The organism is Rhizobium sp. 05N430 (assembly GCF_056396985.1).
The window spans coordinates 37,393-51,219 of record NZ_JBFTMO010000017.1; the positions used below are offsets into that span (position 1 = coordinate 37,393).

Annotated in this window: 11 protein-coding genes; 5 read left to right on the plus strand and 6 right to left on the minus strand. The window is 59.6% G+C overall.

Annotation, left to right across the window (positions count from 1 at the left end; genetic code table 11):
* Nucleotides 1–147: 147 nt before the first annotated feature.
* Together AC1DJO_RS25215 and AC1DJO_RS25220 are read left to right on the plus strand one after the other, a co-directional pair.
* Nucleotides 148–2,433 (plus strand): FdhF/YdeP family oxidoreductase, encoded by a 2,286-nt coding sequence (locus AC1DJO_RS25215; RefSeq protein WP_477973500.1) that lies wholly within the window; start codon nucleotides 148–150, stop codon nucleotides 2,431–2,433.
* A 122-nt stretch (nucleotides 2,434–2,555) separates the two neighbouring features.
* Complete coding sequence (locus AC1DJO_RS25220) at nucleotides 2,556–4,067, plus strand: mechanosensitive ion channel domain-containing protein (protein ID WP_477973502.1); 1,512 nt, start codon at nucleotides 2,556–2,558, stop codon at nucleotides 4,065–4,067.
* A 36-nt stretch (nucleotides 4,068–4,103) separates the two neighbouring features.
* Here the strand turns inward: AC1DJO_RS25220 and AC1DJO_RS25225 are convergent, their stop codons facing one another.
* Nucleotides 4,104–5,477 (minus strand): FAD-dependent oxidoreductase, encoded by a 1,374-nt coding sequence (locus AC1DJO_RS25225; RefSeq protein WP_112445528.1) that lies wholly within the window; start codon nucleotides 5,475–5,477, stop codon nucleotides 4,104–4,106.
* Between the two features lie 126 nt (nucleotides 5,478–5,603).
* The gene (locus AC1DJO_RS25230; RefSeq protein WP_162708596.1) at nucleotides 5,604–6,638 is read right to left on the minus strand and encodes a sensor histidine kinase; all 1,035 of its coding nucleotides are present in this window, start codon (nucleotides 6,636–6,638) and stop codon (nucleotides 5,604–5,606) included.
* A gap of 247 nt (nucleotides 6,639–6,885) precedes the next feature.
* Between AC1DJO_RS25230 and AC1DJO_RS25235 the strand changes: the two genes are divergently transcribed.
* Complete coding sequence (locus AC1DJO_RS25235) at nucleotides 6,886–7,887, plus strand: condensation domain-containing protein (RefSeq protein WP_162708598.1); 1,002 nt, start codon at nucleotides 6,886–6,888, stop codon at nucleotides 7,885–7,887.
* A 23-nt stretch (nucleotides 7,888–7,910) separates the two neighbouring features.
* Nucleotides 7,911–8,093, plus strand: a complete 183-nt coding sequence (locus AC1DJO_RS25240) for a hypothetical protein (RefSeq protein WP_148194298.1) — start codon at nucleotides 7,911–7,913, stop codon at nucleotides 8,091–8,093.
* An 87-nt stretch (nucleotides 8,094–8,180) separates the two neighbouring features.
* Here the strand turns inward: AC1DJO_RS25240 and moaA are convergent, their stop codons facing one another.
* From moaA to AC1DJO_RS25260, 4 genes are all read right to left on the minus strand, one after another.
* A complete protein-coding gene (moaA, locus tag AC1DJO_RS25245; RefSeq protein ID WP_477973505.1) occupies nucleotides 8,181–9,188 on the minus strand; it encodes a GTP 3',8-cyclase MoaA in 1,008 nt (335 codons plus the stop codon).
* Between the two features lie 52 nt (nucleotides 9,189–9,240).
* Nucleotides 9,241–11,388 carry a xanthine dehydrogenase family protein molybdopterin-binding subunit gene (locus AC1DJO_RS25250; protein WP_113470993.1) on the minus strand — a complete coding sequence of 716 codons (2,148 nt, stop codon included), beginning with the start codon at nucleotides 11,386–11,388 and terminating at the stop codon, nucleotides 9,241–9,243.
* Between the two features lie 10 nt (nucleotides 11,389–11,398).
* On the minus strand, nucleotides 11,399–11,848 hold the full coding sequence (locus AC1DJO_RS25255; protein WP_112445538.1) for a (2Fe-2S)-binding protein: 450 nt from the start codon (nucleotides 11,846–11,848) through the stop codon (nucleotides 11,399–11,401).
* Nucleotides 11,849–12,024: 176 nt separating this feature from the next.
* Nucleotides 12,025–12,600 carry a helix-turn-helix domain-containing protein gene (locus AC1DJO_RS25260; protein ID WP_113470992.1) on the minus strand — a complete coding sequence of 192 codons (576 nt, stop codon included), beginning with the start codon at nucleotides 12,598–12,600 and terminating at the stop codon, nucleotides 12,025–12,027.
* Between the two features lie 215 nt (nucleotides 12,601–12,815).
* On the opposite strand from AC1DJO_RS25260, the gene AC1DJO_RS25265 reads away from it, so the two are divergent.
* Complete coding sequence (locus AC1DJO_RS25265) at nucleotides 12,816–13,598, plus strand: SDR family oxidoreductase (RefSeq protein ID WP_112445670.1); 783 nt, start codon at nucleotides 12,816–12,818, stop codon at nucleotides 13,596–13,598.
* The last annotated feature ends 229 nt before the right edge of the window (nucleotides 13,599–13,827 follow it).

Consider the following 13,827-nt stretch of genomic DNA (forward strand, 5'->3'; position numbering starts at 1 on the left):
TGGGTTCTGCAAGCGCTTTCGGCTCTGTGATCGAGGCTGTTTCGTACAATACCTCATCCCGCACGTTGGCATTCTTCGTCCGAGCACTATGACACCTCGCCTCTTGGCGGGAGTCAGATGTGTTGAGAACGACGGAAAGGATCGGTCATGCAGGACGAACGCCCGGAAGGAATTGAGCGGTACGATGACCCGGCTGGCGGTTGGGGTGCGCTCAAGGCGGTAGCGAAAACCCTCGCCCACCAGCAGGTGGTCGCGCAGGGAACCCCGACGCTCCTCAAGGCGAACCAACCGGATGGCTTTGATTGCCCTGGCTGCGCCTGGCCTGATCCCAAGCACACGTCCTCTTTCGAGTTCTGCGAGAACGGCGCAAAGGCCATCACTTGGGAATCCACAGCACGCCGCGTCGGCCCGGACTTTTTCGAAAACAACACCGTCGACGAACTCTGGACCTGGAGCGATCACAAGCTGGAAGACGCCGGAAGGCTGACGACGCCGCTGTTCTACAATCGGAGCCGCGACCGCTACGAGGCCATCGGGTGGGATGAAGCGTTCGTAATCATCGCATCTGAACTCAACAAGCTGCCCGATCCAAACATGGCCGAGTTCTATACGTCCGGCCGCGCCTCGAACGAGGCGGCCTTCATGTATCAAGTCTTCGTTCGGGCATTCGGGACCAACAATTTCCCTGACTGTTCGAACATGTGCCACGAGGCTACGAGCGTCGGGTTACCCAAGTCGATCGGTGTCGGCAAAGGAACCGTAACTCTCGAGGATTTCGATCACTGCGATGCGATTTTCTCCTTTGGCCACAATCCGGGCACCAACCATCCGCGAATGATGACGACGCTGCATGAAGCTTCCCGCCGAGGCGTGCCGATCGTCGCATTCAATCCACTCAAGGAGCGCGCGCTCGAGCGGTTCGCCGCGCCACAGAACCCTGTCGAGATGCTGACTTTGTCGTCGACACCGATAGCGTCATCCTACAACCAGCTTCGGGTCGGCGGCGACATTGCGACGCTCAAGGGCCTGATGAAGATGGTTTTGGAGCGCGACGATGTGGACATTCGTGGTGGAGGTCCAGGCGTGCTGGACCGCGAGTTCATCGCCGAGCATACGGCCGGGTTTGAAGAACTCAGAAAAGACGTCGAGGCGACCTCGTGGGAGAGCATCCTGGATGTCTCCGGGCTTTCGATGACAGCGTTCGAGAATGCGGCTGACGTCTACATTCACGCCGACAGGGTCATCGTTTGCTATGGAATGGGCCTGACCCAGCACGAGAACGGCACCGCCAACGTCCAGCAGCTTGCGAATTTCATGATGCTACGTGGGAACGTGGGTCGCAAGGGGGCTGGCATCTGCCCGGTTCGCGGTCACTCGAACGTCCAAGGTGACCGAACCGTCGGTATCACAGAAATTCCCAACGATGCCCTTCTGGACGGAATGGAGAAAGCATTCGGCTTCCGTCCGTCTGCGGAAAAGGGGCACAATGCGATTGAAACGATCGAGGCGATTGCCGAATGTCGCTCCAAGGCGCTCGTCTGCCTCGGCGGCAACCTCGCTGTCGCCATGGCCGATCCGGATGCGACGTTCGCCGCGATGCGCAAGCTCGATCTGGCCGTCCACATCGCCACGAAGCTGAATCGGTCGCATCTGCTCGTCGCGAAGACGTCGCTTATCCTTCCGTGCCTCGGCAGGACCGATCTCGATACCCAGGCTTCGGGACATCAGTCGGTAACCGTCGAGGACTCTATGTCCATGGTTCATGCGTCCCGGGGGTTTCTCAAGCCGCCGAGTCCCCTGCTCCGGTCGGAACCGGCCATCATCGCTGGAATTGCCAGCGCGACGCTCGGCGGCCGTCACGGGATTGATTGGGCCGGGCTGATAGCCAACTACGATCGCATTCGCGAGAAAATCGAAATCGTTTTTCCCGACTTCCACGACTTCAACAAGCGCGTGCGCGTGAAGGGCGGCTTCCGGCTCGACGTTCCGGCTTCGTATCGCGTCTGGAAGACAGATACCGGGAAAGCGAATTTTCTGCTCCCTCCGGGTCTCGATGGTGATCGCCTCGTCGAGAACCGGAAGGCGCTGATGCTGACGACGATACGGAGCCACGACCAGTACAACACGACCGTCTACGGCCTCGATGACCGTTATCGCGGGGTCTTCGGTCGACGGGATGTCGTCTTCATGAACAAGGCCGACCTCTCCGACCGCGGGCTTCAGGACGGCGACCTTGTAGACCTGACCGCGACGCTCTCAAAAGAGCCTCGGAAGGCCGCAAAGTTTACGGTGGTAGAGTACAACATCCCGAAGGGATCGGTGGCGGGCTATTATCCGGAGCTCAACGTTGTCGTCACACTCGAGCACTACGACCGCCTGTCCGGCACGCCGTCGTACAAAAGCGTCCCCGTCATCGTAGCAGCAGCCGCGTGAGCGCCCTCGCCCACCCCCGAAGAGTGGTCGCTTTTCGCCTGTAGGGGCGATTTGAGACAATACCGCTTTCGACGTGGCGTGCATTTTTCTTCGGCCACCAATCCTAGCCGATGAAGAGCGACATGATCGAACAGCTCCTTTCGAACCCGATACTTCAGTTCTCCGTTTTGGTCGTGACGACGATCGCGGTCCGTGTCGCCCTTGGCCGGAATCCGACGATCAGATTCATCGTCAGCGTCTGCTTTTTCGCGCTCCTGACCGCCACTTTGTTGTCTCACGACATCGCGCCTTATTCCCCCGACTTCGGCGACGACGTGCTATCAAGGAGAATAACGACCGGGCTTCTCAAGGCCGTCTGGTGGATCGGTGGAGCGATAGTGCTTGTCAGCGCTGTCCGGCTATTCCTCATTTTCGAAAACAAGCCGCGGGAGGGCCGACTTGCCCAAGACCTTGTTATCGGAATCATCTACCTCGGAGCTGGCTTGGCGTTGATAGCGAACGTCTTCAGCCTCCCCGTCGGCACCTTGATCGCAACGTCCGGAGCGTTCGCGATCGTGTTGGGTCTGGCGCTTCAGAGCACACTCAATGACGTCTTCTCTGGGATAGCGCTTAACCTCGGCCGCCCATATTCCGTGGGTGACTGGATCGTACTGGAAGGAGGCTTCCAGGGACGGGTCGTCGAGACAAACTGGAGATCGACCCACCTACTGGACGGCACAAACGACCTTGTCGTCCTCCCTAACAGCACCTTGGCAAAGGCACGCCTCATAAATTTGACGCGCCCTGATAACACGCATGGCGTCGCGATAACCGTGCGCTTCCTTCCCACTCGCTCGCCGGCCACTATCGAGGAGACGATGCGGACGGTGCTGTTGAGCAGCTTCGCCATCCTTAAAACCCCAGCACCCACGGCTCTTGTCGTTGGCGTTGACAGTCAGGCTGTCGAAATCGAGCTTGCCTTTCGAGTCTCCGGGTTCTCCGCAGCCGGGGCTGCAAGGAGCGAGATATACGATCTGGTCTATCGTCACGCCAAGGCCAACGGCCTGAGACTCGCCGGACCGCGTGAAGCCGTCGTCCTGCAATCGGAAGCACCCCCGGAAAACCAATCGGTCAAACACCCGGGCACTCCGTGGCGGCTGCTGGAGTCAATTCCGCTTTTCGCGACTCTGACTGAAGACGAGAAGGACGCCATAGCTTCAAGCATGACGCGTCGAACGTATCAGAAGGGTTCCGTCATCGCTTCGAAGGGGAGCAAGCTGACTTCCCTAATGATCATGCGGACCGGCGTCGCGGCGCTACAGAGGGTGGAAGGCGGCCGTCCGGTCGAGCTGGCGAGGCTGTCGCCTGGCGACCTATTCGGAGAGCGAGGGGTCCTGGTCGATGCCGCAGAGGCAGGAGATACGACGGCGCTCACCTTTGTGGTCATTTACGAGATAACCAAGGAAGATTTGGCGGCGGTTATGCGTGACCGTCCAGCCTTGGCAGAGGAACTCGGGGTTCTTCTCTCTCGGCGCATGGAGGAAGAGAAACACCTCTCGAATGCCCACGCTATTGAGCACGGCACCCATCCCGACACCATGGCCACACGTATTCGACGCCTGTTCGAGATACAGCGGGAATCTGAATTACCGTAAAGGCCGCCGGGAGCCCGGCGGCCTTAGATCACTTGATCACTTCACGTTCGCAAACAGCATATTAAGGCCTTCCGAGATCGTCGGATGGGCGAAGATTCCGTCCCTGAGTGCTGTGAATGGTAAGTTACCAAGCATCGCCATCTGCGCAACGCTCATGACTTCGCCCGCGTTGACGCCTAGCATCTCGAACCCGAGGATACGGTCGCTCTCCTTTGCCACCAGGGCCTTCATGAAGCCCTTCCGCTGCGAAAGAGTGCGCGCCCTCGGCACGACGTCCATCGGTAGCCGGGCAACACGATACTCGATGTTTCTGGAGCGTGCTTCGCTTTCGTTCAAGCCCACCCGCGCGAATTCAGGGTCGATGAATACGCAATACGGGATCATCCGTCCGTCGGTCGTTCTGTCGCCGCCCTTGAGCTGGCCTGATACCACGCGGTAGTCGTCAAGGGATGCATGGGTGAACATCGGCGTTCCCGCGACCTCGCCCATCGCCCAGACGTCTTTCGCCGAGGTCCTGAGAAGATTGTCTACCTTTACGAATCCACGCTCATCAAGCTCCACTCCCGCCAGATCAAGGCCGATCCCCTCGGTTCGCGGACGGCGGCCGGCGGCGACCAGTAGATGCGATCCTTCGAAAACGCGCCCATCTGCCGTCGTGATGCTAACCGTCTGTCCGGACTTTCCAGCCACGGTCATACCCGTGCAGTTGAGAGCCACATTGACGCCTTCGTCCTGCAGAACGCCCAGCAAAGCGGCGCTCACATCGTCGTCTTCTCTTGGAACCAGGTGAGCGCCCTTCTCCAGGATGGTCACCTCCGCGCCAAGCCGACGGAAGGCCTGCCCGAGTTCCATGCCGATATAGCCGCCGCCTAGAACAAGCAGGTGTGTAGGCATGTCGCCGAGTTGGAGCGCTTCAACGTGGGTGATCGGGTCGGCGGCCGCTAGTCCAGGGACATCCGGCACGGCGGCCGTCGTCCCAAGGTTGATGAATACCTTGTCGCCTGTGAGCGTCCTGACGCCGTTTCCTGTCTCGACGGAGATCGTCCTGGGAGATACGAAGCGTCCCCAGCCGATCACCAGTGCAAAGCCACTGGCGTCGAACCCGGTTTGGTTGAAAGCAACCATCTCCGAAACCACGCTGGCAGTACGGTTGCGGACGAGATCAAGACTGGTTCGGATGTTATCGGCATATGTGCCGAACTCGGAGGCCCTCCTAGCAGCATGCGCCACTTCCGCGCTCCGTATCAGTGCTTTGCTAGGGATACAGGCGATGTTGATGCAAGAGCCGCCTATCAGGCCCGCCTCGATCACGGCGACGCGCTTGCCCGCCTTCGCCTGCTCGATCGCTAGGGTCTTTCCCGCCTTGCCACCGCCGAAAACGAGGATGTCGAATGATTCCGATTGAGTCATTGATGTTTCTCCTTGGGGATTGATTTCCTTTCGGAGAAAAGCAGTTGTCGACGGCTGGCGATTGTAAAATCGAGCTTCCCGTCGAGCTTCCGGTGTACACTCCGGGTATTGGCCTCTTCGCGGCAATCACTCCATTGGAAACAAGACCGAGAACCGAAGCCCCGACTGCGTCACGGTGTGCTCCATTTTACCGCGAAGGTAGCTGCTCACAATTTTACGCAGCAGTTTAGAACCTTGATTGGGAGATGCCGTGCCATCGGCTTTAGGTCCGTCGATCTCCGCCCACCAGAGCCCGAGTTCGCCATTACGGCAGGTCCACCGGATCAGTATCTTGCCCGAACCAACGGAGAGCGAGCCATGTTTAAGCGCGTTGGTCGCAAGTTCATTTGCAAGAAGACCCAACGCCAGTGCAACGGTGGAGCTAACCTCGATCTCGGGGCCCTCCGCGAGAATCCGCGGCACGTCCGCGTCGTGATATGGAAACAGCACGCCCGCGAGGAGTTCTCGGAGAGAAATTCCAGAATCCCTTTGATCCTCGTTGTCAAGGAAATCATGAACTTCCGCCAATGTCCTAAGGCGTTGCGCGAATTCTCTCGAGTGCTCCTCTGGAAGGGAAAGGTTCGCAAGCCCGATCGCCGAAGCATAAACGTTCTTGAGCCGATGCCGCGCCTCGTCTCGCTCCAGACTCACACGCGCGCTTGCGTCCATCAGCTCGTCGAGATCGACGCACCGGGAGATCGCCGCCGACGCCGCCCGCGCGAGTGTCTGTGCCGCAGCGATCTCACCGATCGCGTCGGGCATCAGTTCTTCGGAGAAGAACGCCGAAACGCCTTCGATCGGTTGCCGAGCCATTATGGTGGGCACATGGACGCCACCGGAGTAGCGCGAAAGAGCACAGCCAGAAGTGCGTGCACGATCCCCCATCGCGCTCACGGCAATCAGGGTCGACGCCGCATGAGCCTCAATCGCACGAGCAGGCTTCGGGATCGGCGTCGCTCCCACGTTCCCGATCATCCCGGCGTTTGCCCGGATCATCTTGATGGCCTCGGCCGAGAGGATACGCCTCGCTGCGTTGCGTGCGATCTCCGCAATCTGGTTGCTGTCGTTGGAAGCGGCGATTTCCGCAAGCGCTTCTACAAGTATTGGGTAAGGCTGGGACATGTTCGACACCAAAGTTGGGGGTCGCCGCATGGGCTATTGATAGCACCATGGCTATGCCTCCGCTTCAGCTCGGAATAGGACGATTCTGTCTTTGAAGCCGTTTCGACCCTCATCAGAATCTATGCGCGACCACCAGGACCTTAGCGGTGAACCAGAATCAACCCGCTCCCGCGACCGAATCCTCCAATATTGCCTAGAGGCTTCCCGCGTATGCGAGTGCTTGCACAGGCCGATGAGAGGATACGAGATGAAAACCGCCACACCCCGAACGCTGAGGACACTCGGCGCGCTCGAGCATCTCTTTGCCGCCTATGGCGAAGACGGCACTATGAACTTCACGATCGCCGCGCGAATATCCGGCAATGTTTCGGAGCAAGCAGTTGCCGAGGCGCTTGCCAAGGTCCAGGAGCGGCACGTTCTGCTCGGGACCTCACTCGGATGGGACAGCGATGACACGCACTGCTTCATGCATTCCGAGCGCCCGGTTCCTCTGTCGACAATAGAGCCCTCTGTGACAAGCTGGGAGAGGATCGCTGAAAGCGAAATGAATAGGCCCCTTGTTTCGGCAGACGCACCACTCGTAAGGGCCGCTAGGGTCGCCGTAGACGACTCCACTACGTTGTTCCTTACTTTCCATCATGCAGTCGCCGACGGCATGGCTGCGGTATTCGTGATGCACCAGCTTCTGACAGCATTGAGCGGCGCGGAGCTCACGGCCACGGCCGACGACGTCAGGCTTGAGGACAGAATCGGGCTGGAGCTACCGCGCTTCTTTCGTAGTTCCGCCTTTTCTGGCAGGGACGACGAAACCGATCTCGGCAACCTCTATCGCTCCTCAGGTGGAGCGAAGGTCGATGCTGTGGAATTCGACAGGGATCGCTTGGCGAGGCTTCATCGAGCGGCGAAATCCCGGACTACGACTATAAACTCCATGATCACAGCAGCACTTGGGCGGGCACTTGTCACTCTGAACGACCGCTGGTCGGAAAATGCCCTCCGGGTCATGTCCCCGATCGACCTCAGATCGGGGTTCGACATCCCCGAGCACGTCGGCGTGGCACTGTCGATCGCGATTACTCCGTTCGAAAATGGGACGAGGTTCGCCGGGTCCAAGAGCAGATCGCCAAATTCCGCGAGAGGAAGATGGCGCTATGGATGGTCGCGGACATCGCGAAACGATGCATCACCGACCCGAGCTATGAGGCAACGAGGCGGCGCATACTGGAACATAGCCCTTTTGACAGCGTGATGACAAACTTTGGCGTGTTACGCATGCCGAACCGTTTTGGCGATCTTGTCGTCGAGAAGATGTGGGCCCCGGCGCTTCGCTCGGTACCGGGTCAGGACGTCCTGGCGGCGGCGACGTTTGACGGTGGCCTCAGCCTCGTACACACCCGCGTGGCGGGAACCGAGGGACTTCTCGCGCGAATGGTCGAAATCCTCGACACCGAATAACCGCCGCTTTCGCCGCCCGGCATCCAGTATGTCCGGGCGGCTCGTGTCCGCGGGAGATTTGCCGAGCCCGGCGGTTTCGTCGGGTGATCAGCCCCCGGTCACGCTCATATGTCGGCGAACGGCGGGCTTTTCTCCCCTACCGATGACAAAGTCATGTCCCCGTGGCTTACGGGCAATTCCACCGTCGATCGCCCGCCCGAGCTCGACATCGTCGGCACCAGACCTCAAAACTGCTCGGAGATCGACCGCGTCGTCCTGCCCGAGACACATGTAGAGCGTTCCAGTGCAGGTAAGGCGGACGCGATTGCAGCTCTCGCAGAAGTTATGGCTCATTGGCGTGATGAAGCCGAGCTTGCCACCCGTTTCCGCGACCTCGACATATCTTGCAGGTCCTGATGTCCGGTAGTCCAGTGGCCTGATCGTGAAATGGTCGGCAAGGGTTCGGCGCACATCCGAAAGCGGCAGGTAGACGTCGGTCCTGTCTTCGCCGACATCTCCCATCGGCATCGTCTCGATCAACGTGACGTCCATGCCGTAGAGATGGCCGAAACGGATGATATCGGGTATCTCGTGTTCGTTGACGCCACGCATCGCCACGACATTGAGCTTGATTTTCAGCCCGGCGGCAAGCGCAGCCTGGATTCCATCCAGTACCTTGGCGAGTTCCCCTCGCCTCGTTATCTTGCGGAACTGGTCGGCCTGCAGCGAGTCGAGCGACACGTTGAGCCTACGAACGCCGGCTTCCGCCAGCTCCACCGCGTGCTGCGCGAGCTGCGAGCCGTTCGTCGTCAACGTCAATTCGTCGAGGCCCGATCCAATCTTGCGGCCGAGCGACCGCACGAGGTCCATCATCCCCTTGCGCACCAGAGGCTCGCCGCCAGTCAACCGCAGCTTTCGCACGCCTTTCGAAATGAAAACCATGCAAAGTCGCTCGAGTTCCCGGAGGGTGAGCAGTTCATCCCTCGGAAGGAAGGTCATGCTTTCCGCCATACAGTAGGTGCAGCGGAAATCGCAGCGATCTGTCACGGACACCCGCAAATAGCTGACTCGACGGCCGAAACCGTCCGTCATACCGGTCATCATCGGAGGCTCCATGTTGTCTCCCGTCGGTCTCGCTTGCCACCCGTACTTTTGTAACGTCGCAATATCACACCGCGGCCTGCGAAAGGGGGAGCGACCTGATACGCTTTCCAGTCGCCGAAAAGATCGCGTTCGCCAGAGCGCCCGCTGCCGCAGCAGTGCCCGCTTCCCCGACGCCACCAGGCTTTTCGAGGCTCTTGATCTGGTATACCTCGACCTTGGGCGCTTCGTTAATTCGCAGGATGCGATAGTTGTCGAAATTGCTCTGGTCCACGGCTCCGTCGGTGAAGGTCACCTCGTTGAACATCGCGGTACCAAGCCCGAACAGCACGCCCCCTTCCATCTGCGCCGTGACGGTGTCCGGGTTGATGACGATACCGCAGTCTACCGCCAGCACGGAGCGCAGAAGCTTAACCTCCTTGCCGGGGGCGACCTCGACCTCGATTATATGTGCGAGGTAGGTATCGAACGCGAACTGCAGACTTACACCGCGACCGCGACCCTCGGGAAGCTTTTCCTTCCATCCGGCCTTTTCGGCAGCCAGCTCGAGTACGGCCAGCGCTCGCGGATTCTTGGTCAGCATCCTTCTTCTAAAATCGACGGGGTCCTGCCCTGCGGCGTGGGCCATCTCGTCGACAAAGCTCTCCATCACGAACAGATTATGGGTAGCGCCGACGCCCCGCCACCAGGCTGTGGTTAGCCCTTCCGGCTCGTGGCGGACGTAGTCCGCGAAAACGGACGTCTCATCGTAAGGCGTTTCGGCCGCGCAATCGAGCGCGTCCGGGTCGATGCCGTTTTTGAAAGCCGGCGGTGCCCAGCGAGCCATCACAGACGACCCCGTCACTCGGTGCGTACGACCGACAAGCTGGCCGGCCTCGTCCAGTCCCGCCGACACGCGGTCGTAGTAGTACGGTCGGAAGAAATCGTGAGTGAGGTCCTGCTCGCGGGTCCAAACCAGTTTGACGGGATATCGTATGTTCCGCAGGAGCCTCGCCGCCTGCTCGATCGTATCGATATCGAGACGCCGTCCGAACGCGCCGCCCATGAGCTGATTGTTGACGGTCACCTTGTCGGGAGGCAATCCAGTTGCCTCGGCGACCGCCTTCTGGGCTCGGACTGGAACCTGGGTCCCGACCCACAACTCCGCTCGGTCATCCTCGATGTGAAGCGTGCAGTTCATGGGTTCGAGCGGGGAATGCGACAGGAATGGCGAACGGTAGATCGCGTCGAGCTTCGTCTTAGCCTTCCGTATCGCTTCGGCTGCCCCGTTGTCGTCTCGCACGACAACGCCCGGTTTGAGAGAGGCCTCATGCATGTCCATTACGATCGCGTGGGTTGAAACCGACAAATTCGGCCCGCTATCCCAGCTCAGTTCGAGCGCGTCGACACCGAGCTTCGCGGCCCACATATGTTCACCGATGACGGCCACGGAGTCGTCTGTTCGGACGACGTCGCGGACACCCTTTACCGCTCGTGCGGCTGCCTCGTTCATGCTGGCGATCTTGCCGCCTTTGACGGGAGCGATCGCGAGTGTTGCGTAAGCCATCCCGGGAAGCCGAGTGTCGATGCCGTAGACCATCGATCCGTTGACTTTGGCCGGGGTATCCAGACGCTTTGCCTTAGTGCCGATAAGCCTGAACTTTGATGGGTCTTTAAGCGGGACCTGCTTCGGCACGTCTCGGGTGGCGGCGTCCGGAGCGACCTCGATATAGCTCAGCGAACGGCCAGAAGGACCATGATGTATGACACCTTTCTCGACAGCGCACTCGTCCGCGGGAACTCCCCATCGTGCAGCCGCCGCACCCACGAGCATAATCCGGGCGGACGCCCCCGCTTCCCGCAAACGCACCCAATCTGTCCGCGTGGACGTCGACCCGCCTGTCGCCTGGTCGTACAGTATGGGGTCCATGTACTTCTTGAGGTCAGGCGGCGCTGCCTCAACTCGCACCTGCCCAAGATCGACCTCGAGTTCCTCGGCCATGAGCATAGCACTGGAAGTGTATATACCCTGCCCCACTTCCGTGTGCGGCATGATCAGCGTGATGCCTTCGTCGTCGATTTTGACAAAGGCGTTGGGTATGAATTTCGACTGCTCGCCGTCTGCGGCGGAGGCGCGGCGAGTATTTCCCGGTAGCTGGACGGCGAGCACCAGCCCGGCGGTCGCAAGTGCGGTTCCCCGGAGGAAGTTCCTACGCGATACGAGATTTTCGATCATTGGAAAGCCCTCACGCGTTGACCGAATGGATTGCTTCGCGGATTCGGACGTATGTGGCGCAGCGACAGATGTTTCCGGCCATGGCGTCATCGATGTCGGTGTCCGTGGGCTTGGGATTCTCGGTAAGGAGAGCCGTCGCCGACATAATCTGTCCGGACTGGCAGTAACCGCACTGCACCACTTCTTTGTCCAGCCATGCGGCCTGGACCTTGGCACCGATTGGCGTGCTGCCGATACCCTCGATTGTGGTTATTGGCATGTCTTCGATCATGTTCATCGTCGTCTGGCAGGAACGAACCGCAACGCCCCCGAGATGAACGGTACAAGCCCCACACTGGGCGATACCGCACCCGAATTTCGTCCCCGTCAGGCCAAGGACGTCGCGCAGCACCCAAAGGAGCGGCATGTCGTCCTGCACGTCGACGTCGTGGACTTGGCCGTTGATGTTCAGCTTTCTCATTGTCGCCTCTTCTCCATGACATCCGGACGAGTAAACCGCGTTTCGGCTTGCCGGGTTGTCAAACCGTCATCGCGTACGGTGACAGAATCTGAGGCTGAGTAATTGGACGATCCTGCACCGAAATACCGGGCCGCCGCAGAGCGTGATGGCATGCGAAGGAGGCGAGCGCCTTGCGACTAGCAATCGACGTAGGCCGGAGACCCGCGACCGAATTCCACATTGGTGCCCTCGGTTAGGTAATCCCATTGTCGGGTTTTCGGCACCGAGGCGTTCCTGCGCCACTTGAGGGGTGTCGTTCCGACAAGTCGCTTGAACACCTTCGAAAGGTGCGCCTGATCGCTGAGACCGCAGGCATGAGCGATCTGGCTGAGCGGCTCCCGAGTCGATGCGATCAGGTATTTCGCCGCCTCGATGCGTCGGGACAGGACGTAATCGTATGGCGGGCGACCGAAGGTCACATTGAAGCCCTTGGAAAATCGGCTGACGCTGAGACGAACCTGCTCGCTAAGGTCGCTGACGCGTAGCCTACTGTCGACATTGTCGTCGACGTAGCGGATGATCTTCTTCCGCTGCCATTCGCTAAGGCCGGAAGGAAGCTTTTCCTTGATCGCTATAGCCGCCGGCGGCCGTTGGTCTTCGAGGCTCTGTCGATCTAGCCACCCTTCGATCGCCAGGGAGCCTACATCTGCGTGCCATACCTGCGGGGCGCTGCCGCCATCCAGAACCGTAATAAAAGAAAGGGAGGTGTCCATAACGATGTCCTCGCTGCTTCGATGCGGTGAGGTTGCCGTGTTGGGACGTGTGAAATCGAGTTATAGGATGTAAAAAGAAGTTACGCCGTTAAGGCCGCACTCCTAACAAATTCGGAACCGGATTGTACAATACCCACCAACATAAGGTCGGTAGCTGCAAGTTGAGGACCTTGCTGCTTGTCCGGCTTGAGTTCCCGCAGATCAATAAGAGCTCTATGAGGCATTCCGTGAACGCGGTGGGACTTAATTCCGAATGGGACGCCAGTTCCCGAGTGGCTCTCGTCACGAGAGCGAGTACAGACATCGGCATGGCGACTGTCCAGGCGCTCGCTCGTACCGGAGCGGACTTGGCGCTTGCCCTGGAGAGTGAACCTGCTCCTCACCTCATGGAGTCGCTGCGATCATACGGTAGTCGGGTTGTCTGGTTTCCAATCACAGGATCGCCGAACGGCGTCCAAGCTGCGCAGCTCGTGCGCGCTGTCGTCGCGGCGCTCGGACGGATTGACATACTTGTCGCAAATACGGTCCACCGCGTCGAAGGGCAGATAGACGACGAAGACGTCGACGAGGATGCGCTCGACGAACAGATGGCGACGGATGTTAGAAGCGTGATCTCCCTCATAAAGGCCACTTCTAAGGCCATGCGCGACGGCGGACGGGTTGTGGCTTTGGGCTCCTGCTTGGCCGAGCGTGTTGGGACGCCAGGTCTTGCCGATTTCGCGGCAACGCGCTCGGCAATTGCCGGATTCTGCAGGGGAGCTGCGCATGACCTCGGCCCCCGCGGGATTACGGTGAACGTGGTCCAGATCGGCGCGATCGAATCCCAAGCCGATCAAGCCCTTTCTAAAGAGATGCTCGCGGCAGAAAGAGACGCGAACGCTCTCAGGAGACTGGGGAAGCCGTCCGAAGTGGCGGACGCGATCATGTTTCTTGCGGGTCCGGGAGCGGCATTCATCACCGGTAGCGTTCTGAACGTAGACGGCGGATACAGCGCGTAGAACGAAGATTACAGCCAAATAGCCGCGCTGTTGTAGATCACGGAGCGTTGTTGTCCACCGCCGAAAGTGGGACAGCGGTCTACCCTGCGATGTTCGAGCGTCTCTGAAGTCGCGGAGACGCGGACCTACCTCAATGGATAGGTATCCAACCGGAAAACTTCGATGTTAGCTCAACTTCGGGAAGAAACCTGGGGTAGAGCTTAGGAGCTTGTCTTGGAGGTAGCGTTGC